Annotated in this window: 26 protein-coding genes and 1 pseudogene; 10 read left to right on the plus strand and 17 right to left on the minus strand. The window is 70.7% G+C overall.

Annotation, left to right across the window (positions count from 1 at the left end):
• The 17 genes and pseudogenes from AB0C82_RS25525 to AB0C82_RS25605 form a co-directional block, all read right to left on the minus strand.
• Positions 1-193 (minus strand): annotated as a pseudogene (locus tag AB0C82_RS25525) (hypothetical protein); the annotation flags it as partial.
• Between the two features lie 32 nt (positions 194-225).
• Positions 226-972: a relaxase/mobilization nuclease gene (locus AB0C82_RS25530; RefSeq protein ID WP_362846090.1), complete on the minus strand. Its 747-nt coding sequence runs from the start codon at positions 970-972 to the stop codon at positions 226-228.
• 8 nt (positions 973-980) lie between these two features.
• Complete coding sequence (locus AB0C82_RS25535; protein ID WP_362846092.1) at positions 981-1,400, minus strand: hypothetical protein; 420 nt, start codon at positions 1,398-1,400, stop codon at positions 981-983.
• 116 nt (positions 1,401-1,516) lie between these two features.
• Positions 1,517-3,295, minus strand: a complete 1,779-nt coding sequence (locus AB0C82_RS25540) for an MFS transporter (protein ID WP_362846094.1) — start codon at positions 3,293-3,295, stop codon at positions 1,517-1,519.
• A gap of 54 nt (positions 3,296-3,349) precedes the next feature.
• Positions 3,350-4,405 carry a hypothetical protein gene (locus AB0C82_RS25545; RefSeq protein ID WP_362846096.1) on the minus strand — a complete coding sequence of 352 codons (1,056 nt, stop codon included), beginning with the start codon at positions 4,403-4,405 and terminating at the stop codon, positions 3,350-3,352.
• Positions 4,406-4,553: 148 nt separating this feature from the next.
• Complete coding sequence (locus AB0C82_RS25550) at positions 4,554-5,540, minus strand: hypothetical protein (RefSeq protein WP_362846098.1); 987 nt, start codon at positions 5,538-5,540, stop codon at positions 4,554-4,556.
• Positions 5,541-5,593: 53 nt separating this feature from the next.
• Complete coding sequence (locus AB0C82_RS25555) at positions 5,594-6,028, minus strand: hypothetical protein (protein ID WP_362846100.1); 435 nt, start codon at positions 6,026-6,028, stop codon at positions 5,594-5,596.
• Between the two features lie 474 nt (positions 6,029-6,502).
• A complete protein-coding gene (locus tag AB0C82_RS25560) occupies positions 6,503-7,090 on the minus strand; it encodes a hypothetical protein (protein ID WP_362846102.1) in 588 nt (195 codons plus the stop codon).
• A gap of 278 nt (positions 7,091-7,368) precedes the next feature.
• A complete protein-coding gene (locus tag AB0C82_RS25565) occupies positions 7,369-7,725 on the minus strand; it encodes a hypothetical protein (RefSeq protein WP_362846104.1) in 357 nt (118 codons plus the stop codon).
• Between the two features lie 116 nt (positions 7,726-7,841).
• Complete coding sequence (locus AB0C82_RS25570) at positions 7,842-8,348, minus strand: hypothetical protein (protein ID WP_362846106.1); 507 nt, start codon at positions 8,346-8,348, stop codon at positions 7,842-7,844.
• A 65-nt stretch (positions 8,349-8,413) separates the two neighbouring features.
• A complete protein-coding gene (locus AB0C82_RS25575; protein WP_362846108.1) occupies positions 8,414-9,931 on the minus strand; it encodes an ATP-binding protein in 1,518 nt (505 codons plus the stop codon).
• Between the two features lie 30 nt (positions 9,932-9,961).
• On the minus strand, positions 9,962-10,405 hold the full coding sequence (locus tag AB0C82_RS25580) for a DUF6238 family protein (protein ID WP_362846110.1): 444 nt from the start codon (positions 10,403-10,405) through the stop codon (positions 9,962-9,964).
• Between the two features lie 42 nt (positions 10,406-10,447).
• Positions 10,448-11,911 carry an SCO6880 family protein gene (locus AB0C82_RS25585; RefSeq protein ID WP_362846112.1) on the minus strand — a complete coding sequence of 488 codons (1,464 nt, stop codon included), beginning with the start codon at positions 11,909-11,911 and terminating at the stop codon, positions 10,448-10,450.
• A gap of 95 nt (positions 11,912-12,006) precedes the next feature.
• Positions 12,007-13,359, minus strand: coding sequence for an ATP-binding protein (locus AB0C82_RS25590; RefSeq protein ID WP_362846114.1), 1,353 nt, complete (start codon positions 13,357-13,359; stop codon positions 12,007-12,009).
• Between the two features lie 32 nt (positions 13,360-13,391).
• Positions 13,392-13,997: a hypothetical protein gene (locus tag AB0C82_RS25595; protein ID WP_362846651.1), complete on the minus strand. Its 606-nt coding sequence runs from the start codon at positions 13,995-13,997 to the stop codon at positions 13,392-13,394.
• A 77-nt stretch (positions 13,998-14,074) separates the two neighbouring features.
• Complete coding sequence (locus AB0C82_RS25600) at positions 14,075-14,389, minus strand: DUF6112 family protein (protein WP_266449619.1); 315 nt, start codon at positions 14,387-14,389, stop codon at positions 14,075-14,077.
• 115 nt (positions 14,390-14,504) lie between these two features.
• On the minus strand, positions 14,505-15,644 hold the full coding sequence (locus AB0C82_RS25605) for a C40 family peptidase (RefSeq protein WP_362846116.1): 1,140 nt from the start codon (positions 15,642-15,644) through the stop codon (positions 14,505-14,507).
• A 535-nt stretch (positions 15,645-16,179) separates the two neighbouring features.
• Here AB0C82_RS25605 and AB0C82_RS25610 point away from each other — a divergent pair.
• From AB0C82_RS25610 to AB0C82_RS25655, 10 genes are all read left to right on the plus strand, one after another.
• Positions 16,180-16,935 carry a site-specific DNA-methyltransferase gene (locus tag AB0C82_RS25610; RefSeq protein ID WP_362846118.1) on the plus strand — a complete coding sequence of 252 codons (756 nt, stop codon included), beginning with the start codon at positions 16,180-16,182 and terminating at the stop codon, positions 16,933-16,935.
• A gap of 214 nt (positions 16,936-17,149) precedes the next feature.
• Positions 17,150-17,755, plus strand: a complete 606-nt coding sequence (locus AB0C82_RS25615; RefSeq protein ID WP_328973227.1) for a DUF4913 domain-containing protein — start codon at positions 17,150-17,152, stop codon at positions 17,753-17,755.
• Positions 17,752-18,237 carry a hypothetical protein gene (locus AB0C82_RS25620; protein WP_362846120.1) on the plus strand — a complete coding sequence of 162 codons (486 nt, stop codon included), beginning with the start codon at positions 17,752-17,754 and terminating at the stop codon, positions 18,235-18,237. Before AB0C82_RS25615 ends, AB0C82_RS25620 begins: the two co-directional genes overlap by 4 nt.
• Positions 18,237-18,848: a DUF3631 domain-containing protein gene (locus AB0C82_RS25625; RefSeq protein WP_362846122.1), complete on the plus strand. Its 612-nt coding sequence runs from the start codon at positions 18,237-18,239 to the stop codon at positions 18,846-18,848. Before AB0C82_RS25620 ends, AB0C82_RS25625 begins: the two co-directional genes overlap by 1 nt.
• Positions 18,833-19,393: a GNAT family N-acetyltransferase gene (locus AB0C82_RS25630; protein WP_362846124.1), complete on the plus strand. Its 561-nt coding sequence runs from the start codon at positions 18,833-18,835 to the stop codon at positions 19,391-19,393. Before AB0C82_RS25625 ends, AB0C82_RS25630 begins: the two co-directional genes overlap by 16 nt.
• Entirely contained in the window at positions 19,371-20,039 is a 669-nt protein-coding gene (locus tag AB0C82_RS25635) for a hypothetical protein (RefSeq protein WP_362846126.1), read from the plus strand. Before AB0C82_RS25630 ends, AB0C82_RS25635 begins: the two co-directional genes overlap by 23 nt.
• 48 nt (positions 20,040-20,087) lie before the next feature.
• Positions 20,088-20,798, plus strand: a complete 711-nt coding sequence (locus tag AB0C82_RS25640) for a hypothetical protein (protein ID WP_362846128.1) — start codon at positions 20,088-20,090, stop codon at positions 20,796-20,798.
• A 150-nt stretch (positions 20,799-20,948) separates the two neighbouring features.
• The gene (locus tag AB0C82_RS25645; RefSeq protein WP_341622089.1) at positions 20,949-21,401 is read left to right on the plus strand and encodes a hypothetical protein; all 453 of its coding nucleotides are present in this window, start codon (positions 20,949-20,951) and stop codon (positions 21,399-21,401) included.
• Positions 21,398-21,847 (plus strand): hypothetical protein, encoded by a 450-nt coding sequence (locus tag AB0C82_RS25650; protein ID WP_328971539.1) that lies wholly within the window; start codon positions 21,398-21,400, stop codon positions 21,845-21,847. Before AB0C82_RS25645 ends, AB0C82_RS25650 begins: the two co-directional genes overlap by 4 nt.
• Positions 21,848-22,243: a hypothetical protein gene (locus tag AB0C82_RS25655; protein WP_328971540.1), complete on the plus strand. Its 396-nt coding sequence runs from the start codon at positions 21,848-21,850 to the stop codon at positions 22,241-22,243.
• Positions 22,244-22,261 lie beyond the last annotated feature (18 nt).

Genomic DNA, 22,261 nt, shown 5'->3' on the forward strand with positions numbered 1-22,261 from the left:
CGGCGGACACCCCGGCCGGTGAGTACGAGGTGCCGTTCAGCTTCGGTGGTGAGCGGAGCACGCTGACGGTACGGGCCTTCCCACGTACGGCGGGCGCGCGGGGTCGACGGGATTCCGGATCGCCTCCACGGGCGAGGACTTCACCGGAGTGCGGATCGCGCCGGATGGTCAGGACACGTTGGGCAAGGGCCAAGAAGAGAATGCTTTCTGCAAGGGAGAGGCGGGTCAGCGGCCCCGGGGGGAACGGGGCGCCGGGAAGCCGGCGGGGAGACGCGGGGAAGGGCTTGCGAGCGGGGCGCCGAGATGCTGACCTGCCCTCTCCATGAGGCGGCGCGCCACGGCCAGATGCCGGTGCGCCTCGTCGGACAGGTGCGCCGCGATGCTGGGGTCGAGCCGCTCGGTGGTGGGCCGCGTAGCGGTCAGCATGTTGGCTTTGAAGGGGCTGACGTGGTGCTCTCGGGGGGAGAGCAGTCCGAGGTCTGCTTCGATACGCCGGCATTCCGCGGCCAGGACGTGATGCACTTGCCTGGGCACGACTGCCGGGTTGCCGTCCTCGCGGATCAGGTTGGCGAGCAGGTCGAGGCGGTGGGGCTCGTCTCGAACGGCGATCCACCGGCCGGATTCCCGGTCGCCGGGCGGCGCGATTCCGGCGACGCGCGCGAGCCGGTAGCCGACCTCGGACCATTCGGCGGGAGTGAGCTCCCGGTCCTTGGGGTGCAGGCGGACGCTCACATGGAAGATGACGCGGGGGTCGCCCCGGTAGGTGGCTGGGAACGGATGCTGCCTGTGCGGGTCGTCGATGTGCTGGGCCCACTCGGCCGAGGTCCAGATCCGGTCCTCGTCGGTGAAGTAGTCGAGGTAGTGCCAGTGGGCGACGATCGTGCCCTCGGTGGTCAGCCCCTCCTGGCCGCTGACGGGCCGGCCCAGCGCTTCGGCGAGCCCGTCCACGCAGGACGTGCTCGGCTCGTGCACCGTGGGGATCATCGGATGCCGGCCCGGCCGTCGGCGACGTGGACGAGCTGGTTCAGCTCGGTGATCGAGTACCAGCCCACATCGACGGGCTCGCTGCCGGGGAACTTCGGTACCAGGTAGTCCTGCAGGGCCCGCTGGTAGATCAGGCAGTCGGGGCAGTGCGCGGAGAGGTGGACGAGGTAGCGGGGGTGTCCGGTGATGAAGCTGCGGGCGCCTCCCTCCGGGTTCCGCAGGCGCCACCCGTCCTCGTTCGTCGGGGTGTGCCAGGACGGGGTGACCACCGTCATCGCGTCGCCCCACAGAATGCCGTCGTCCACACCCTTGATGACCACGATCCGGTCGCCGGGGGCGAAGTGTTCGTGGGTGCTGTCCCGCTCGGGGGTGATGGCATCGGCGGGTATAAACGCGGCGCGGCTGGTGTCGGGCACGGCAGAAGTCCTTCCACGAAGGTGCCGCAGGAGCGGCTGGTGAACTTCTTCAATGGTCTGGAGAATCCCCGGTTTGGCTGACCGGGGATCGTCGGCTATATATGGCCCCGCCCCGGCTACCGGAACGGGTTTTCCGTCCCTCGGTCATCGGCCGTGGCCGCGTCCAGCAGCTCTGGAAGGTCCGTTCCCTCGGCATCGCGCTGGTCGATCCACCAGCCGGCCCGGGTGACCGTACGGATCCTCTCCTCCAGAGCGGACCAGTCCGCCTCGTCCCAGGAGCCTTCGGCGACGAGGGCGGTGTATGCGGTGGTCACCAGCTGATAGCGGGAACGCTCGCCCCAGGCCAGAGCCCGCTCCGGGCCCTCCAGCGACGGCATGTCGAACTGCTCCGCCCAGGCGAGCGCAGCCTGCTGCTCCTCGGCGCGCTTGGCGGCGAGCCATTCCTCCTTGGCGGCGGTGTCGGAGTCGCGGGCGGCCTTCCAGCAGTCGGTGCAGTCCCGCTCGCCGAGCCAGCGGGCGAATCCGGCCCGCTTGTCGGCGGGACGGTCCGACAGGTCCCGGGTGATTTCGTGTCCACAGCTGTGGACGATCTTCCATTCGGTTCGTACGGCCATGCGTGAATCTCCTTCGAGGGCTGCTGAGTTGGGGTTGTGTGTCTGGCGGGGGCGCCGGTGGCGGCCGAGGCGACGGCCGGGGCCGAGCTTTCGGCGGGCGAGGGTGAGGATGGTCAGCGAGGTGGCGGCTCCGGCGGCGGGGAGCCCGGCCAGTACGTAGGGGTGCTCGGCGAGCGCTCCGGCGAGAGCGGTCCCGGCGGCCTGGCCGGTGCCGACGGACAGGATCAGCCAGGCGTACGCCTCGGTGGTGCGGGAGGCGGGGGCTAGGGAGTCCACGGTGTGGAAGCCGTTGGTGATGATCAGGGTGAGGAACAGTCCCGGGACGACCGCGAGGGCGATGGCGGCCCGGGGTTCGGGTTGGGCCAGGAGTGGAACCCATCCGAAGAGGAACAGGGCGCTGGTGGTGATGAGTTGGGTGGTGGTTGTGCCGGGCCATGTCCTGCGGGCGTAAATCAGGCCGCCGAGGAAGCTGCCGGTGGAGAATGCGGCGGGCAGTACGCCGGAGAGCATGGCCAGTCCGTGGGCGGTGGCCATGCCGGCGGCCCAGACGGTCATCGCGCCGAGTGCGAAGCCCGTTCCCGCCAGGGCGGTGCACAGCAGGACTAGGCCGGCCCCGATCAAGCGGCCGCTTCCCGCCGCCCCGTCTGCGGTGGCGGGACGCCATGTCCGTGACGGGGCGGCGGTCAGGACGATCACCGTGCCCAGGAGCCCGAGTGCGGCGGTCGCGGTCAAGGCGGTGTCGGGACCGTGCTTGGTGGAAAGCCAGGAGGCGAGCAACGGGCCCGCGATATAGAGGAGTCCCTGCGATCCGGTGTCCAGGGCCTGGACGACTCGGCGCTGCCCGAGATCGGGCACGACGGTCGGCCACAGGGCCCTCAAGCCGGATTCCAGCGGCGCCGTGACCAGGCCCGCGAACCCCACCACCGCGGTCACCACCGCTGGATGCCCGCCTGCGCCGATCCAGGGGAGCGCGGCCAGGCAGCCGGAGTTCAGCAGCACCGCCGGGGCGGAGACGCGGGTCTGGCCGTAGCGGTCCATCAGCCTGCCTTTGACCGGCTGGGACAGCCCGGACGCCAGCCCGTACAGCGCGGCGAGCAGGCCGGCGAAGGCCAGCGACCCACCACCTCCGGTGATCCACAAAACCAGCGAGACGGGGACCATGCCGTTGGGCAGGCGTCCGGTCAGGGTGCCGCCGAGCAGGCGGACAACGTGCCGGCTGCCTAGGACGGCGCCGTACGTGGCGGGCGGTGGGGTGGTGGTCGGGTGATCGGCCAGGGTCAACAGGGCAGGGCTTTCCGTCAGAAGGCGGGCGAGGGGTGGGCGCCGGGCTGGCCGCTAGCGGCGGTGCGCGGAGGTAGTGCTCGCCGCAGGTGCTGTCGCCACGGGCGTGGTGGTGATGGCTGGTGGGCGGGGTGTGGGCAGATGCCGGGGAGCGGGGGTGCGGTGCGGTGGCAGGACGGCCACGGCTTCCTCCAGCTGCTCTCCGACGTGCGTGAGGTCCTGGAGCAGGTGGCCGGTCTGTGTCGAGAGCACCCGCAGGCGGACGGCGATCTCGTGACCGGCCCGGGTGTCCAGCGCGGCGGCCCAGGTGGCGCAGGTGTCGAGGAACTCCGTGAGCTGGGCGATGTGTCCGGCAGGGGCGTGGGGCGGCCGGTCGGTGACGTAGGAGATCGCCTCGGCGACGGAGGCGCTGTGCTGCGCGTCGATGACGTCACGCGTCAGCTGGGCGAGAGGGAGCCCGGGGAGCGCCAGCGGTGCCGGCGCGTGCCCTTCGGGGAAGAGCACCCCGGGCGGGACCGCCGGCGGAAGATCCCGGATGGCCGCGTCGTCGGTGTCGTAGCAGCCCAGTACCTGCATGTGCGGGCTGTCGATGTCCCCGGCGAGGATCAGGACGACCTCTTCGTCCTCGTCCGGGTACGGGAGCAGGGCGAGGGTGAGCTGGCGGCCTGTGGCGTCATACCGCGATTCCTGGGGCTGGAGCAGATCACGGCTGCGGGCCGCACGGGCCCGGGCGGTCCACCACTCCTGCTCCTCTCTCGTGAGCCGGGGGCCGGGGCGCGGGGGATGGGCCGGCTGGAGGGCCAGGTCCCGCAGGAGTACGTCGTGCTCGCCCCAGGTCCGCAGGTAGGGCCACAGCCGTGCGTCGCGGGCTGCGGAGTCGTGGCCCGTGGGGTGGTCTTCCAGGATGCGTACGGCTACGTCCGCGGCGTGGGCGAGGTCGGAGACCAGAAGATGCCAGCCGGCGTGGTGGCGAGCGGGAGGCATGGCCTCGATGCCGGCACTCGCGTGGGCGAGCAACGTGGGCACGTGGGGCAGGAGATTGCCGAAGAGTTCGGCGAGCTCCCGGTTGCGGTCCGCCTCGACGGCCTGGGCAGCCTGCTCGTCGAGCATGTCGCCGTGGCGGTTGTGGAGGCGCTCCAGGGCAAGCTCGCAGCTGAGCGTGGTGACCGAGAACCGGGTGCCCCAGCCGGTCAGAGCGTTGATCGCTTCTTGCAGTGGTGGGGTTGGGGAGTGAGGGATGAAGGCTCCAGGGTGGCGGCTACCTGCGGTTGCGTGAGGCGGCGATCTGCAGGGGCGGGGAGGGGAGAGCGGCTGCCGTGCGGACCGGGGGGAGGGCTGTCCGGGGCCAAGAGGCTCGGCTGACGGAGCGGGCGAGGTCGACCAGGTCCTGGCCTTCGAGCAGCCACACCGCCAGCGGATCGGGATCCGAGGTCTTCTGCGGCTCCGTGGCGGCTTCCTGCGGCGGGGCTGGCTGGCCGAATACGGCATCCATGTCTTCCAGGAACGCCTGCTCATGTGGGTTGAGTTGGGCGTTGCTGGCGCGCACGGTGCTGATGATGTGCGGCGCGGCGTCGGCGAAGCGGGCGAAGGCGTCGGCCAGGTCATGCTGGGGCGGATCTGTGACCGTGCCGGGCTCGTACGCCTCGTGGGCCCAATCCAGATCGTCCCTGAGGGTGATCAACTGCAGCCGCCAGAAGGCATGGTGGTATTCGACGAGGAGGGAGGAGCTGACCTGGTGGGCGGCGTGAGCGTCCCTCACGGTGATGCTGGATGGCCCGGCAACCTCCGGGGTCAGGTTCATGTCCTCCGGGATGAGCGCGCCGACGCGGTACTGATCGCGGCCGGGGACCGGTACGACGGCCAGCTCGACGCCGCTCTCGCCGCGAAGGATCGCCGCGGCCAGCAGCCGCTCGGTCTTGACCGTGTGCGCGAGGGGGTCGGCGCGGGGTGTCCACAGGTCGTACAAGAGGTCCTCTTGCACTATCGGGACCGGGTAGTTCTCGACCCGCACGCTCCACTGGCCGGGCAGGTTCTCACCAAGCTCGCGGGCGAAGTCTCCGATGTAGCGGCTGCCGTTGGTGGCGACCAGGGTCTCGTGCGCCAGAGCGGTGCCGCCGAGGGCGGCGAGCGACTGGCGGGCGCGGGCTATGTCGGTCAGGGGCGTTACGTAGTTGCCGTCGCTGTTCTTCTCGAATCCTGCGAGTTGGAGCGCGGTCCGGGCCCAGCGCCAGTTCTCGCCGGACACGAGGCCGACGATGCCGTCGTGGCGGCTGGTGAACAGGGTGATCTCGGACGAGGTCAGCGGGGACCTCCCTCGGCGCCGGCGGTGAGCGCCGGAGCGGGCCCGGACCGGTCGCGCAGGGTGTCGTGCGCGGCGGCCAGCAGGTCGACGCCGAGCTGGAAGAGCGTGCGGTCGGCGATGTCGAGGAGGTCGCTCGTGCGGTCGTAACGGGTGGCGAGCTGGGCGTGGCCCTGTTCCCGGCAGCGGCTGCCGGCGGCGCGAAGCAGGTTCCGCAGCGCGATCAGTCCGGCGTCCTCGCCACCGGCGGCCAGTTCGGTCAGAGCGTGGACCTCGGCGGGTGTGGTGGCCTGGGACATGGCCTCGGTGCAGGCGTGCAGCGGGGCGGCGGGATCGCGCGAGACGGGCAGGCCGCGTAGGAAGGCGGCGGCCTCCTGGCCGGCCCGGCGGCGCAGTTCGCTGCTGCCGGGCCCGTCGTAGGTGGTGGTGAGCATGGGCGGGTTGGATCCTTCTCGCGTTAGCGGGTGCGGCTCGGCTGTGCGGATGCTGCCGGTGTGGAGGTGACAGGCGTGGTCTGCGGCGGCTTGGAGCCCCAGGCCCGTGTGGTGGCGTACTGGGGCGAAGGGGTGGCGGCGGCCTGCGGGACTCCGATGCGGTACCACTCGCGCGGGTCCCGGACCGGCCCGGTCTGTGCCGTCTTGGTGTTCGCGGGATCGAGGGAGTAGTCGGCGTGGACGTGGTATCCGCTGCTGCGCAGGCTCTCGACGGCCTGGCGGGTGCGGCGAGGCCCGTCGTGGGTGGGGGCCGTCAGCAGGTAGACGCTGTGCAGGCCGTGAAGGGGCTGGAAGCCGAGGCGGGTCAGGTACCACTGGCTGATGTGGTGGGGGATTCCTTGGGCGGAGGCGACGTACCCGTACTTGGGGTGCGTGCCGACGACGAACTGGTCGGGCAGAAAGACTCCTTGTGGATCAGCGGCGCGTTGTGCGCGATGGGGAGGCGGGGGTGGAGACGCTCGTGGTGGCCGGGGTGGTGGACAGCTTCGGCGCGGTTCGGGGCACCCGGCCCGGGCCAGGGCCTGTCGGCGCCCACATCGCAGGGTTGTCGCTGAAGGGGTAGAGGGGGTCGGTCGCCCACCCGACAACAGGACCGCGGTGCTGTTCGCTCAGGCTGATGACCTCGATGCCGTGCGGGTGCAGCACGTACCCCCACTCCAGATCGTCTGTGGCTTCGGGGTTGACGGTCATCCGCTGCGGGGGCGAGCCGTCCAGGGTCCAGAGGTTCTCGGGCTGAGTGCTCGGCCAGGTCTCGCCGCCGGTGAGCGCGAGGAACAGCTCCGGGGGAGCGTGGTCGAGGAGGTCGGTACCCAGCTCGTCCCAGCCGATGGCCACGTCGTCGACCAGGTGCCGGGACATGGCTTCCAGGTCACGGTTGAACCTGTACTGGTAGGCGGTGAGCAGGAAGGGGAGATGGTGGCTGGGCAGCCCGTCCAGATGGACATAGATGCCGTCGTACCCGCCGGCCGCGGTGGGTCGGGCGATGAAGGAGCGGGTGGTCATGCGGAAGCCGCAGGGTGGTGGAGATGGGCCACGGGAAGCCCGAGCGCCTGCAGTGCATGCACGGCCTGGTGCACGAGGTGCTCCTGCTGTTCGACGGGCAGGGCGGTCGGCGCGGTGTACGCATCCAGTCGGGAGCAATACGTGAACCCCCTTGACCACAGGACGCGTTGCACCGGGTCGGTGAGGGGCAGGGACATCGGTCCGGCGGCATGCAGTCCTACGTGGATGCTGACGGGGTGGTACACGGGGAACCTTCCTGAAAGACGGGGGCGGGGTGGTCAGCGGCTGCGGGTGCCGCGCCCGGCCGCCGGAGGGGCGGGGACTTCGGCCACGTGCACGCCGTGGGCTGCCGGTGGTGACTGTGCGCGGGCGAGCCGTGCGAGGAGTGCGTCGACCGCGGAGAGCAGTGGCTCGACGTCGGCGAAGTCGTCGGGGCCAGGGGACACCGTGGTGTCGTAGAGGACCGACATCGAGGTCGGGCTCTCGGCCGGAGTTTGGTGGGTGGCCAGCCAGCCGTTCTGCCTTCCGACGAGGACGACGGAGTCGTGTCCGGGCAGCCAGGCGTAGACGATCCAGTCGTCCAGCCCGTACTGGACATCGCAGCTCAGGCCGCGTTCGCGCAGCGGCGTGGTCACGTGGCCGAACCGGGCCCAGGCTCGCTGCCAGCTGGGGTCGAAGACGTTGCGGTGATCTGGCAGGGGCGCCAGTGCACGCTCCTTTGGTCGACCTGCCGAAGGCTCCTGACGCGCGATCATCGGGTCCGGCCGGGCGGGAGCGCGGTGGTCGGGGGTGTCACGGTGTGTGTATTGGCCGCGAGGGCGCCGCGGGTGGTGATCATCCGGTTGATCTCGGTTGCCTTGCCGCGCAGTTGCTGGACGGCCATGCCCAGGTCGGTGCCGACGAGATCGAGGTACGCCTGGATGACAACCCGGACGTCGTCGGGCGGTGGGGTCCGCTCAGTGGAGGAGTGCCGGATGCTCGCGTGGAGGAAGCCGAGACGGTCCACTACGTGGCTCAGGTGGGCCAGGGCTGTACCGATAGGTATTGCGCACTGGGCGAGGGACGCGGTGCCGAAACGCTCGTACTCGGTGTAGTGGGTGAGCTTCTGGGTCTCGTAGCGGCTGCTGGTGGCAAGCTCCTCGCAGACTTCGGTCAGGATCACGCCGAGGTCGCCGACCATGGTGTGGATGTCCGGGGTGATGTCGGCGCCGCGGCGCAGCTCTTCAGCCTTCGGAAGGTCGTTGGAGATCTTGTCCACAGTTCGTGCGAGCTGGAGGAAGTAGTCGGGATTCGTGATGTCAGGAATAGACTGTTCACGGCCTTTCAATGCATTCGGGCGTCGGTATCGAACAAGGCCTGCTCGGCGGGGTGGAGCAGATGCTGGACGATGAAGGACCGGCCTGCGACCTTCCACAGGCCGCGCCCGCGGCTGAGGTGGGAGATGGCTTCGGTCTCCACGGAGGTCAGGCCGAGCAGGGTGGCGGCTGCGTGGACCTGGTCGGTTTCCTGCCGGTAGATGATGCGGGTGGAGCAGTCCGCGAGGAGGCCTTCGGCCAGGGCGCGGCCCTGGGATCCGGCGTCACCGGCGGTCAGGAGGTCGGAGAGCCGGTGGATGACCATGAGGTTCGCGATGCCGAGTCCGCGGGAGAGCTTCCACTGGGACTGCATGCGCTGCAGTAGCGCGGGGTGGCGCATCAGGCGCCACGCCTCGTCGTAGACGATCCACCGTCGGCCGCCGCGCGGGTCGGTGAGGGCGGACTCCATCCACGCGGAGGCGCAGGTCATGGCGAGGACGAGTGCGGTGTCGTCTCCGGATCCGCCGAGGCGGGACAGATCGATGGACAGCATCGGGGTGGCCGGGTCGAAGGCGACTGTGGAGGGGGCGTCGAACATGCCGGCCAGGTCACCGTGGACCAGGCGGCGCATGGCGTGGGCGAGGTCGCGGGCCGCGTCTCCGAGGTGGCCGGAGACGGTGCCGGCTGCTTGGTCGAGGAGGGCGGGCTGGGCCAGGGTGTGGGCGATGTCGCCCAGGAGCGGGGTGCGGCCAGCTGCGGCGGCGGCCTTGACGACGCCGTCGAGGGTGATGTCGAGCGCGGTGTGCTCCATCGGCATGAGGTCGCGGCCCAGGACGGTGCGGGCGAGAGAGCCGAGCAGGAGCAGGCGGCGCTTTCGGACTTCACCCGCCCAGTCGGCCTCCGTCACGGACGGGGGGCGCGGGGCGGCGTCCATGGGGTTGAGGCGGCCGGGCAGGCCGGGGCCGAGCGCGATCGAGGTGCCGCCGAGGGCCTGCGCGACGGGCGTCCACTCACCCTTGGGGTCGCAGGGGACGTACACGCGGTATCCGAAGGCGACCGACCGCAGCGCGAAGCTCTTCGCGAGGGCGCTCTTGCCCTGGCCGATCACGCCGGCAAGCAGGATGTTCGGGTTGGTGAACCCGTCGACCTTGCCGTACAGGGTGAACGGGTCGAAGACGAAGGCGGCTTCGGCGTGGACGTCCCGCCCGATGTAGATGCCGTCGGCTCCGAGACCGCCTTCGGCGAGGAACGGGTAGGCGCCGGCGGCGACGGCGGTGGTCATGCGGTGGGCGGGCAGCCGGAGCTTGTTGCCCCGGGCGCTGGCGGCGCCGGGCCGTCCGGCGGCGGAGTAGAGGGGGAGGGGCATCTCCGTCTCGGCGGGCTCGTGTTCGCCGGAGGGGGAGGTGGATTCGGCGCGGGCTTTGGCCTGGGCTTCGGCGAGCTGGCGGCGGGCTGCCTTGCGGGCATGGCGGTCGGTGCCGTGGGGGGTGAACAGGGGGCTGGCGGAGGCGCGGCGGGCGCGGCGTCCGGGGCGGTGCTGGGACATGGGGGCGGATCGTTTCTGCGGGGGCTGCCCTCAGGCGGTGCGTGCCGGGCGGGGGCCGTGGTCGGCGGGGGTGGTCTTGCGGCGGATGGCGTGGCCGGAGGCGAGCTGGCGCTGGCAGATGGTGAGGACCGGTGGTCCCTCGGGCAGCCGGTCGGGGCGGCAGCCCGCATCGGTGCTGGACTCGGTGGCCGGGAGGGTGTGGAAGGCCTCGTGGAGGCTGGTCGCGGCCTGCCACAGCCGCAGGTGGGCGGCGGCTATGTGCCTTCCGGCTGCCGGATACGGGGGCCGGGTGGTCTCGGCAAGCTGGTCCATCAGGAGGTGGAGGCCGGTCAGGTGGCTGTGCAGGACGTCCAGGTGCACGCGGTCGGCGTGGCCAAGGGTTCGTGCTGACTGGCGGGTGTGGTGGCGGATGCCGGCGGTCGCGGCCCGCAGGTAGGGGTGGGCGTCGCCGGGCGGGATCGTGGTGTTGGTCAAGTGGTGGGTCCTTGCTGCCGCGGCGGTGCGGCGGGTGGTCGGCTACAGGGCGGTGCGGGCCAGGGGGAGCGCGGCGAGGGTGAGGGCTTCGGGCTGCTGGTAGATCAGGCGGCGAAGGTCGACCTGGGCGGAGACGGCGGCGGTTTCGATCTGCGCGCACGCGGCGTCGAGTTGGGCGTCGGTCTCGGCGGAGACGGTCAGGAGTCCGGTGAGGGCGACGTCGGCATGCCCGGCGATCAGCTGGCGCTCGCGTTCCTTGACGTCTCCGTACTCGACGGAGTCGGCCTCGGAGTCGACCTGTCCGCGGCGCTGGCGCTCGGCGGCGTCGGCGATGATCGTGGCCTTGGTGCGCTGCACGTCGCGCAGCGCGGACTCGAGTCCCTGGGGCACGTAGATAAGGGAGAAGGAGCGACGCACGCCGGCGGTGAACATCAGCCCGTGCAGGAAGCCCGACGTGGTCTCGGTACGCGGCCAGTTCTCCACCCAGTAGGTGGCGTGACGGGCGCTGTCGGTGATGACGCGGTCGTACTCCTCGACCTGGACAACGGGACCTGCGGCGGCCGGTTCGGCCTCGGCCCTGCCGTGCTCGGACCACTGCTGCAGCCCGGCCAGGGCCTTGGGGTCGTACGCGGTGCGGACCACGGCAGCTATCTCGCGGGCGGTGAGCCAGCCGGTGACCATCAGGCCGGCGCCGCGCGCGGCCTGGGCGACGGACGCGGTGGTCTGCCCCAGCACGATGAAGGCACCGGGCAGTCCACCGCCGGCCTGGGAGATGAGCCGCTTCGCGGCCTTCAGGTCCAGGGAGATCGCCAGGTAGCTCTCGTGCGGGGCGGCGGCGGGCCCTGCGGAGGAGACGAGTTCGGAGTACACCTGCCCGGCGACCGGGGCCTGGGGGTGGCCGTGGGTGGTCCAGTGCCGGGTCAGGGTGTCGCCGCTGTCGGGGACGGTGCGTTCCAGGACCTGCACGGTGGCGATGTGGCCGCTGCGGGCGATGCCGGCCAGTGCCCGGCCCCACGAGGTGACGTTGCTGTTCTGGGTGGCGGGGTCGAGGAGGGCGAAGGCCCGGCTGGAGACGCGGGCGATGGCGGTCAGGGTCTGGGCGTGGGGGTCGTGGACGGCGGCGGCCTGCGATCCGGAGGGGGTGACCACGCGCAGCGAGGCGACGGTGCCGGGCAGGTGGAGCACACCGTCGGTGCGGGGCCTGGATACTACTCGGGCCAGCCACAGGCTCTGGCCGGTGCGCCGGCGCTGGGCGTAGCGCAGGACGATCGGCGCCCAGTCGATCAGGGAGCGACCGTGGCGCCGGATGACGACGAGAGCTGCGACCGCGGCCCACACGGGGGTCAGGGCCAGGGCGCCGACGAGGCCAGTGGAGACCACGGTGGCCAGGAGCAGGGCGAGGGCCGTGGAGGTGAGGACGAGCTGGGGCAGGGACAGGCCGAGCAGGATGCCGCGCCGCGACCTGTGGGGGAATTTGATCGTGAGGGGGAGGACAAGGTCAGACAAGGCGGAGTCCGCTTTCGGGGCACGGGGTTGGGACCCGGGCGGGACACGGCATGGTGGTGCGGCGTGTCCCGCCCGGGTGGCGGGGACGGGTCAGCTCAGGAGCCGGTGGGCGAGGGACCGCTCGCGAAGGGACTGTTCGCGGCGGCAGGGCCCTGCGCGGGCGCGCCCTGTGGCGGGCCTTCCTGGGTGCTGCGGGGAACGGGACCCGTACCGCCCGAACCGGAGGGGCCGGACGGACCGGACGGGGAGGATCCGTTGCTTCCGCCGAGCTGGCCGCTGGTGTCCTGGCTCACGCTGGTCGGCGGGGGCTGAACCGCCTTGGTCAGCGCGTCGGTTGCCGCACCGCCGCCGGAGGACGGCATCGGGGCGCTGTTCTGCTCACCTCCGGATCCGCCGCTGGGGTTGGCGGCGATGTCACCGGGGAACCCGGCGGGGCCCTGCGGTGCTGCACCGGCTCCGGCCGCGGCACCGGCTCCGCCCGTGGCGGCCATCGCGGCGGCCTTGCGGGCTGCCTGCTCGGTGTGCTGCTTGGCCATCTGCGCACCGGTGCCACCGGCCCGGTGGATCGACTCGCCGTCGGTGCCCTCCGCCGCCCAGTGAACGAACTTGAACGTGGCGTACGGGCAGAGCAGGACCATCATCATGATCACGACTCCGGCGAGGCAGTCGGCGAGGGCGCCCAGTCCGTCCTTGGCCTGGGTCTGGCCCAGGGCGGAGATGCCCAGGAGGAACACGATCGTCATCAGCAGCTTCGAGACGACCAGAGTGGCCGTGGCTTCGATCCAGCCCCGACGCCAGCGCCGCGCGGCTTCCCAACCGCCGCCGGCCCCGGCGAAGACCGCGAGGGTGACGAGGACGAGGATGCCGACCTTGCGGACCATCATCACGCACCAGTAGAGGATGGCCCCGATGCCGGCTCCGAGGCCGACTATGCCGGGGATCATCCAGCCCAGCGGCACCATGGAGGCGACGGAGCTGGCCTTGACCATGCGGCGCACCGACTCTTCGATCGAGGTGCCCGCTGCCGCGAACAATCCGTCACTCAAGGCATCGACGACTTCGATGGCGACGGTGGTGCCGGCGATGGCGACGAAGCAGAAGATCACGCCGCCGGCGGTGCCGGTGAAGGCCTGGGTCAGGGCCTGGCCGTCGCGCCGGATCGCGGCCCGGATGAGCTGGGCGCAGAAGGTGGCGACCAGGATGGTCAGGCCGATGGGCAGCAGCAGCTCGTAGTTGGCGACGAACCAGCCGGCGCGCAGGTCAACCTTGGTGGTCGTGTTGACGGCTTCGGCGGCGAGGTCGGCGGATGCGGCGGCGAATTGGCCAGCCGACTTGGCGATCCAGTTGCCGATGCCCTCGGTGATGGCCTTGCCCGGGTCGTTGACGAAGTCGATGGCGTCGGCGGCCGAGCACAGCTTGCTGGCGATGGGGATGGAACAGAAGTCCACTGGAGGGGTACCTCCTTGTCTTCAGTGGCGTGTTACGGGGCGACGCTCGGGGCGAGGGAGACCAGGGCGCAGTCGGAGCTGGGGCGGCACTGGACGGCGAGGGTGACGGCGCGGTCCTCGGCGCCGCCCCCGCCGCCCTTCCAAGCGATGGTCTGCTTGCCGGTGACGGTGACCGCGTAGATGTACGCCTCGGTGATCGCGGAGGGATTCTCGGCGAGGGCCTGCTTGAACGCCGAGGGGAAGTGGGTTTCTCCCACGGCGGCGGTGGCGTACTGGGCGTTGTCTGCCATGCGCGACCACAGCACCGGGTCCGGGACCTGCCCGGAGATCGCCGTCCAGTCGGTGTACTTCGTCTCGCGGGTCATCCACGCGTTCATGCCGGCGAGGTGCTGGTCATGGCTGGTGGTGCGGGTGTCGTACGACCAGAGCATCACCGCCGCCGCCTTGGCGTAGGCGAGCGGGTCGGTGAGCTTGGGCGGCGCCGGGACCGAGCCCGTACCGACCGAAGGCTTCGGGGCCGTCGGGGCTGGCGAGCTCGCTCCCGGGGCTGCGGGGGATGCGTCGGTCTTGGTCTGGCCGCCGCGGGAGGTGAACCAGGCGGTCAGTCCGGCGGCTCCGAGGAGCGCGGTGATGACCATGGCGGCGACGAGGATCCGTCGCCCGGTCGTCCAGTGCGTGGTGGCCCGGTGCAGGGGCGAGAGGGAACGTTTCGGCACTACTTGACCTGCGTTCCGAGTGCGGAGAAGAACGCGACGATGCCGTTGGCGGCGCCCAGGCCCAGGGCGGCGCCCGCGGCTACGACGGCGCCCTTCTTGCCGTTGGCCTCGGCCTGGTGGCCGCCGCTGTGGTGGCCCCAGGCCCACACGCCGAGGGAGACGGCGAGGGCGCCGACGACGGCGATGATGCCGAACATGTTGATCGAGTTGACGACCTTCTTCAGGACGTCGAGCCCGGGGAGGCCGCCATCCGTTGGAGTGATTCCGGGGTCGTAGGCGAGGTAGAGGACGCGGTCTGCGAGTGAAATGGGTATGGCGAAGCTCCTTGCGGGCGCAGGCCTAAGAGGCCCTGCGGCTGTGCGGGGATGGGAGAGGGGCGCTCGGGGCGCGAAGAGGGCCCGATGCGGGCCCGCATCGGCGGGCGGCGGCCTAGCTGTTGAGCGCGGGGATGCGGCGGACGGCGAGGATCTGCCAGTCGCCGACCTTCTCGATCCGCACCGGTTTCGTTGTGCGCGGTGCGTTGATCACCAGGCCGGCGCCGATGTACATGCCGACGTGCTCGGGGACGGCGGCGGTGCCGCGGGTGAAGAGCAGGTCACCGGGCTTCAGGGTGTTCGCCGGCACGGCGTCACCCTCCTTGACCTGCGTGTACGTGGTGCGGGTGAGCTGGATTCCGGCTTTGGCGTAGGCCTGCTGCATGAGGCTGGAGCAGTCGCAGCGGCCCATGGGGTCGGGGCCGCGCGGAGCGGTGCAGGTGCCGCCCCACTGGTAGAGGGTGCCGAGCTGGTGCATCGCCCAGTCGATCGCGGTACGGGCCTTCGGCGAGGCATCAGCGGGGATCTTGTATCCGGCGGGGACGGTCCCTTCGGGGATGGACCCCCAGCCGGCTCCGTCCTCGCCCGGCTTGCAGCCGCCGGCGCCGCCCGGAGCGGTTCCGGGTTCCTGGCCGGGCTGGCCCGCACCGCCGTTCGGCAGCGTCTTGACGATGGCCTGCTGAAGGGCCCGGGCAAGCGGCTCCCACTGCGCGTACGCGTCCGGGAATCCGGAGAGCTGCACGGCCTGGGCGGCCTGGGTGATGGTCATCTGCTGCCACCCCTTGACCTCCAGCAGCCCCTTGTAGAACTTCGTGGAGGCGTAGACCGGGTCGCGGATTTGCTCGGGGGTGCCCCAGCCCTGGCTGGGCCGCTGCTGGAACAGCCCGAGGCTGTCGCGGTCGCCGGAGTTGAGGTTGCGGAGCCGGGATTCCTGGATGGCGGTGGCGAGCGCGACGACCTGCCCGCGCTCGGGCACCTTCAGGGCGATGCCGCTGGCCACGATCGTTCTCGCGTGGGGGATCTGCTCGGCGGGCAGTTCCAGGCCCTCGACGCGGATCGAGCTGTCGCCGCCCTGGCCGCCGAGGATCGCCGCGACCTGCTTGGCGACCGCGGAGGCATCGACGCTGCTGCCGCCGGGAGTGCAGGCGGCGCTTCTGGAGGCGGCGCCGCTTCCGGCCGCGGCCATGGCGGCGGTGGTGGCGAGGACGAGGGGGGAGAGGCAGAGGACGCCGATGGCGGCGGCTACGGCCTTCAACCCGGAGTACCTCCGCGCTCGCCGGTCAGGGCCGGCGGCCGGGTTTCAGGCAGGGGAGGGCGCAGGAATGGCATAGCGGTGTCCTTGAAGTGTGTGAAGCCCCGGCCGCGCGGTGCCGTGGAGATGTGAGAAGGAGCGCGGTAGGCCGGGGTGATGGGTGAGCTGTGCCTCGGGGCGTCGCTGCGAGTTGCCGCTCGCGTTGACGTCCGGGCGGTCAGGTGTGCCGGGACAAGGGGGTGCCTCCGTGTGGGCGTGACGGGGGAATACGGCCATCGGCGGTGTGTGCACCGGGCAGTTCCAAAACAGTAAGTGCGGATCCCCGGTTGACCAAGAAAAAGATGATCATGGCTCTATTTCAAGGGTTTTCGCGGCGACCGTGGTCAACCGGGGATCGTGCCCTACAGTTTTGGAACTCCCCCCCGCACGACCGCCCTATGGCCCTATGGCACACCTGTGTCCACATCCGGGCTGGCGGTTTTGTTGCGGCGAGCCGGAGTTCACCCTCGCCTTCCCGAACCGATATTGGGGTACCTCTTTGCCTTTCTCCCTGCACCAGGGCGACGCCCTCAGCGTCCTGTCCACCCTCCCGGACAACTGCGTCGACTCCGTCATCACCGACCCGCCGTACAACTCAGGCGGGCGGACGGCGAAGGAGCGCACGAGCCGCACGGCCCGGCAGAAGTACACCTCTGCGGACGCCGGCCATGCCCTGCCGGACTTCACCGGCGAGAACATGGACCAGAGGTCCTATGGCTTCTGGCTGACGCAGATCATGACCGAAGCCCAGCGGGCAACCCGCCCCGGCGGCACGGCCCTGCTGTTCACCGACTGGCGCCAGCTGCCCATCACCACTGACGCGATCCAGGCCGCCGGCTGGACGTGGCGCGGGGTACTGGCCTGGCATAAGCCCGCCGCCCGCCCGCAAAAGGGACGATTTACCCAAAATTGTGAGTTTATCGTCTGGGGGTCCAACGGCGACATGGACGGCTCCCGCAACGAGGTCTACCTCCCGGGCTTGTACTCCGGCTCGCAGCCGACGGGCCGGAAGCGGCAGCACATCACGCAGAAGCCCGTCTCGGTGATGCGCGAGCTCGTCAAGATCAGCCCGCCGGGCGGCACCGTCCTGGACTTCTGCGCCGGATCCGGCTCGACCGGTGTCGCAGCCCTGCTGGAGGGCCGGGAGTTCATCGGCGTCGAGAAGACCAAGCACTACGCCGAGATCGCCTCCGACCGGCTCACCGAAGCCCTCCAGCAGACCTATTCCCAGGACGACTTCGTCCTTTCCGCCTGACCCTCACGGGCTCGCTGCGGGGGCAGGAGGCGATATCTCGTCTTTCTGTCCCCGCAGCGCGGGGGCTTTGTAGCACGTGATCCCCGGTCAGCCAAACCGGGGAATGTGTGGATGGTTGAACTCCAGCCCCTCTTTCGAATTCCGACGTGCCGCATGCGGCTGCGAGGAGAGACCTTTCGTGCTCGAACCCATAGACGGCCCCGACGGCCAGCCGATGGATCCGATCCGCGTTCCCGAAGCCGACCTGGAGAGCATCGAGGCCAGCGTCCGCAAGCTCCTGGACCAGTCGGCCCAGCAGGCCAGGCAGCTCGACAGCCTGGCCGCCGCACCCGACCCGATGCCCTTCGCCGGCTTCTCCATGCCGGGCCTTCCCGGCATGCCCGCCCCCGCGCTGCCGCCCGACCCGAAGCCGATCCTGGAACTGGACGGCGAGGAACGGGAGAACGAACTCGACTCGCTGACCGACTGGGTGGAGGACTTCCTCATGCCGGTCTACGGCGCGGAGATCACCACCGCCGCGCCGTGGTGCGAACAATGGCAGGAACACCTCGACGTCGTGGCCTGGCTGCACGCCCTGTGGATGGCCTACCAGCAGCACAAGGACCCCGAGGCCGGGCCCAGCGGCATGTTCGTGTGGCACCGGGACTTCCTCACCCACGCGATGGCGGCCATCCGCTCGGCCGGTGGACCGCTCTCGGCCTGCCAGACCGACCCCGACCGCCCCGCGCACCGCCTGCTGCGAGGCCCCGGCCGATCCACCCGCCCGGCTTCCTCCGCAGCCGAGGTGGAAGCGGGCCACGCCTTCGAGGCGGCTTCGTGAGAGGCAACGACCAACCCGCATTCGGACTGACCTTCGACCCCCGTGCCTTGACCGACCTCCTCCAGGCACCCAGCGACATCCGCGACCTCGCGCTCGTCAAGCTCCAGGACGTCGTCAACGCCAACCTGTTCGGCGGGAAACTCACCCACGAACTCGACGGGCTCCGCAAGGTCTACGTCGACTCCCGCTCGGCCTGGCGCATCGTCTACACCACACGCCGAGCCCCCGAAGGATCCGCGTTCCACAACGAGATCCACGTCGTCGCGGTCAGGCCCCGTGAACAGAGCGACGTCTACCGCACCGCCGCCGCCCGCCTGGGGATCAAACGCAGGCCGGTCGACGCCCTCACCCATGCGGCCAGGGGCCGGTCTCCCCAGCTCGGCACCACTCGCACCATCCCCAAGCCCGGACCCCAGCCCTACGTGGTCCCCGGACTTCCCCAGCCCGCCCTTCCCCTCAGCCCGAAAGGCCCCTCCCGTTGATGCCCTTCCCCAATTTCATCGATAGCTTCGCCACCAACATCACCGGTGCCACACCGCCTGAGACAAACCCCCAGCACCGGGCCCTTTTGGACGCCTTCATCGATGTCCAGAACTGCGACCGGCGTCTGCTGACCGACATTGCCACCGCGATCGAGGCCGGCAAGGGAACCGCCCAGCAGCTGGAGGCATGTGCCGATGCCCTGATCGAGCGCTTCGTCGCCGGGTACGAGCTGTCCCTGCTCCTGTCCACCGACTGCTGCTGCGCGCAGGACGCCGAGCCCTGCGCGCCGTGCGGTCTGGAACAGGGCGAGGAGTGCTGCCAGGACCCGGAACTGCCGGACAGCCTGCTCGAAGCCTGCCTCGGAGTGTTCGCCCAGCTCGGCGACCCGTACGCTGTGGCCTCCGCCGACCTCGTCGATGCCCTTCGAGACCTGCCCGGCGTCGCCGGGAAGGACTGGCGATACAACGATCTCACCCAGGCCCGCCTCGCCCAGCTTCTGGCCCCGTACGGCATGCGGACCCGCGACATCACCCTGCCGGACGGTCGGCGCCGCAAGTCCTACAGCCGCGAAGCCCTCCTGACCGCCACGGGCGGGTGCACCAGCTGCTGAACTCCACCGGCGCCACCTTGGTCCGGACCGCGACCCTGGCGGACTGGCCGCTCCTCGAGACATTCCACCGCACCTGCTCCGAGCAGGCCCTGCACCGCCGATGGGGTAGAACGCGGATCACCCGCCGCCACATCGAGCGCCTGCTGGACCACTCCCGCTGCTGGATCGCCCTCCATGCACCCAACGAGGTCGTCGCCCTCGCTTCGGCGGGACCGGTTAGCCGAGAGCCGGGCGTCTTCGACCTCGGCCTGCAGGTCGCCGACGCCCACCAGCGCCGAGGCATCGGCCTGGCCCTCGCCCGGCACGCCGCCGCCCACGCCCACTCCCGCGGTGCGCACACCCTGGCCGTGTACACGCAGGCGTCGAACCAGCCCATTCTCGGTCTGCTCCGACGGCTCGGCCACGTCACCGCATCCCGGGACGCCCCCCACCTCGACGTCCGCCTGTCGCTGTCCGCGGCAGGCGCGATCCCTCCCCGCACCGCACGCCCAGGAGGCTCTCCTGCCGTCCACCACACCCCCGATGAAGGCCCTGACCAGCCTTGACCACCGCGTCGAGGTAGCCATCGGATATAGCGTCGACCTCCTGTGGGCGCACCACGACCGCGGGCTGCTCGACGGGCCGCTCACCCGCCTCGCCGAAGCCCACCGCGCCCTCTCGAACGCGGAGCGCGATGTGACCTTCTACCGGGTCCTCCTCCAACGTCTGGCCTCGGGCGAACTGCAAGTCGACCAGCATCTGTTCGCGCGCATCGACCGGACCGTGACCCAGCTCAAGGACGCCGTCGCCATACGCGATACCCGGCAAGCCGAGGCACTCGCCGGACTCGAATCGCTGGAGGCCGCGGCACCGGTGCGCATCACGGCGGAGGGCAAAGACCTGCTCGCACACGAATTTGCTGCACTCCTGGCCATCAGCCAGGGCGCGCGGCTCCACCAGCACCTACAAACCGGGCGGATGTCCGTCGTCACGGCCTCCGGCGTACGGGTCGCCCATCCGCTCTACCAGCGCCTGGAGGAAGCCCACTTGGTGGCCCGTGACACCTCACACCCCTTCCACGCCGGACAGCCCATCTCCCTCACGGACACCGGGCGCACGACGCTCACCGGCACCAGCCGCCCTTCCGCCGCGACGCCAACGCCCGCACCCCGGGTCGGTTCCTGGCCAGCGACCTCCGGGCGGTCGCGCTGACCGAACGAACCACTCCACCCCACCCCACTCGGCACCGAAATGAGTTGAATGCCGCAAAGCTACCGGCCTGATTTCCGGCTCGACGGCTTCGAGCCCGTCAACGAAGCCGTCGAGGAGGCGTTCTGGCACCACCTCGACTCGGACCACGACTCGATGACCGCGCTGGCCACCCACCACAGCCCCGATGGCCGTCACAGCTTCTACGTCATCCACAACGGCGCCGTCACCTGGGGCATCCCCGGCGAACCCCAGCTCATCGCCCTGCGCATCGAACGAGACCACGCGGCGCAGGTGTTCAGCTTCGAACACGCCGAGCTGCCGCTCGCGGCGATGGCCCAGTCCTGGCTCATCAAGCGCGGCTGCCCCGCCGAGGCCATCGCCCTGCCGCCGAACATGGGCACGACAGCCGCCGACACCACCACCGTGGCCCTGCAACAGCGGCTCATGGGCGACGGAGACCACTACGCGCTGCTCCACAGCTACACCGACGACACCTCGCGCAAGCCAGAGACCACCGTGCTCCTGCGCGCCCTGGATGAAAGAGCGGTGAAGCCGTTCCGAGTCCTGGTGGAGCAAGCCGACCTCGAAACCTTCACCCACACCCTGCGCGAAGGCGCGTTCGAGAGCCTTGAAGCCGCCGTCGGCTGGATGGACGACCGCTCCACTCCGCTGCCGCCACCCGCACCGTCCACGGTGCGTACCGCCGTGCCGACCGCCCTCCCGAGCACCTCGCCGAAGGCCCCCGGTCGAACCCGCTGATGCCGCTGGCCCGGGAAGTTAGCAGCACATCCCCGGTCAGCCAAACCGGGGATTCTCCGGACCCTTGTAACAAGCCCACCACGCACGACCGGGCCACCCTGACACCCTTCCGGCCTTGGCCGCCCCATGTCCTTTGGAGAGGAGTTCGCCATGCCCGAAGAACTCGACGACGTGCTCGGCGCCTTCGCCCAGCAGATCGAATCCCGCTTCCAGATGCCTCTGCAGCAGCTGCGCCACGCGGTGACGGCGGCCCCGCAGGCGAGCCCCGAGGCGACGACCACGATCCGGTGGTACGGGCTCCTCGAAGAAGCCCAAGGAGCCCTGTCCGCCGCCGAGGACCACCTCCTCGCCGCCTTGGACCGCGCTCCCGCCGGCGAGCTCGAAGACCCGGTGATGGCGCTCGCCGACCGCGTGAACACCCTGGTCGCCGTACGCGACGGCCGAGCCATGGTCGTCCGCCACCTCCTCGACGACAACGCCCCGGGCAACCGCACACCAGGGCCTTGGCGCGGCGCAGCCCGCACCGGGCCCGCCATCGCGACCACCCCCGTACCCCGGCCTGCCGTAGTGCCCGCCGTACCTGTCAGGGGAGGTGTGCGATGAGCACCCCCACGAAGCCGTCCAGCCAGGACGCGCACCTCGAAGAGGTCTTCGCTACTCCGGTAGCGCAGCTCTACGCCGCCGCGGCTGCCGGTACTGCCACGCCCGCCGCGCAACGCGCCCTGGAGCTGCGCTCATTCTTGGCCTTGGCCGAAGAGCAGGTTGCCCGCGTCCGGGACCGCGTCCACCGGTACACCGCCCCGGACGCCGACATGGGCACGCTGTCCGCCTCCGAGCTCCGCTTCGATTCGCAGTGGATGGACGCAGCCCTCTCCGCTCGCGCCCAGTACGTCACAGCCCTGCGTGAACTTCTTCGCGCCATGCCACCGCCGGGTACCGCGCGCCACGGACCGCCGAAGTTGGACCAGCTATGGGCCACCACCCGACCCGCCGCCGGAGTCTCACCTGTCGGGGCGCGCCCGGCGGCGCAGAGCGCGAGAGGCCGCTGATTGACCCACACCACCTCCCGGCAGATCGCCGAGCACATCGAGGCCCTGTACGGCCGCCCGCGTGCCGAACTTGAAGCGCACGCTGGCTCCACGACCCACCCGAACATGCTGTCCGCGCTCTTGGCCGCCAACAGTGCCATCGAGTTCGCCGAAACCGACATCGGCTTCCAGCTCCAGCGGCTGCGGAAGCTGGTCGACCCCGAGCGCGAGGTCGGACGCCACGACGCCGGCCACATCTTCGACTGCGCCCGCCGCATCGGTGAAGCCGTCGCTGTCCGCGACACCCAGGCCAGGCACATCTCCGCAGTCCTGCAGAGCCTGCACCGCACCCCCGCGCTGGAGACCACACCCGCCGCCCCGGTCCCGGCCGCCGCCCCGCCCTCCCGCGCCCGCTGAACCTCATACCCACATTCC

Origin of the sequence: Streptomyces sp. NPDC048560 (assembly GCF_040650955.1) — a bacterium.
In the GTDB taxonomy this organism is placed as follows: Bacteria; Actinomycetota; Actinomycetes; order Streptomycetales; family Streptomycetaceae; genus Streptomyces.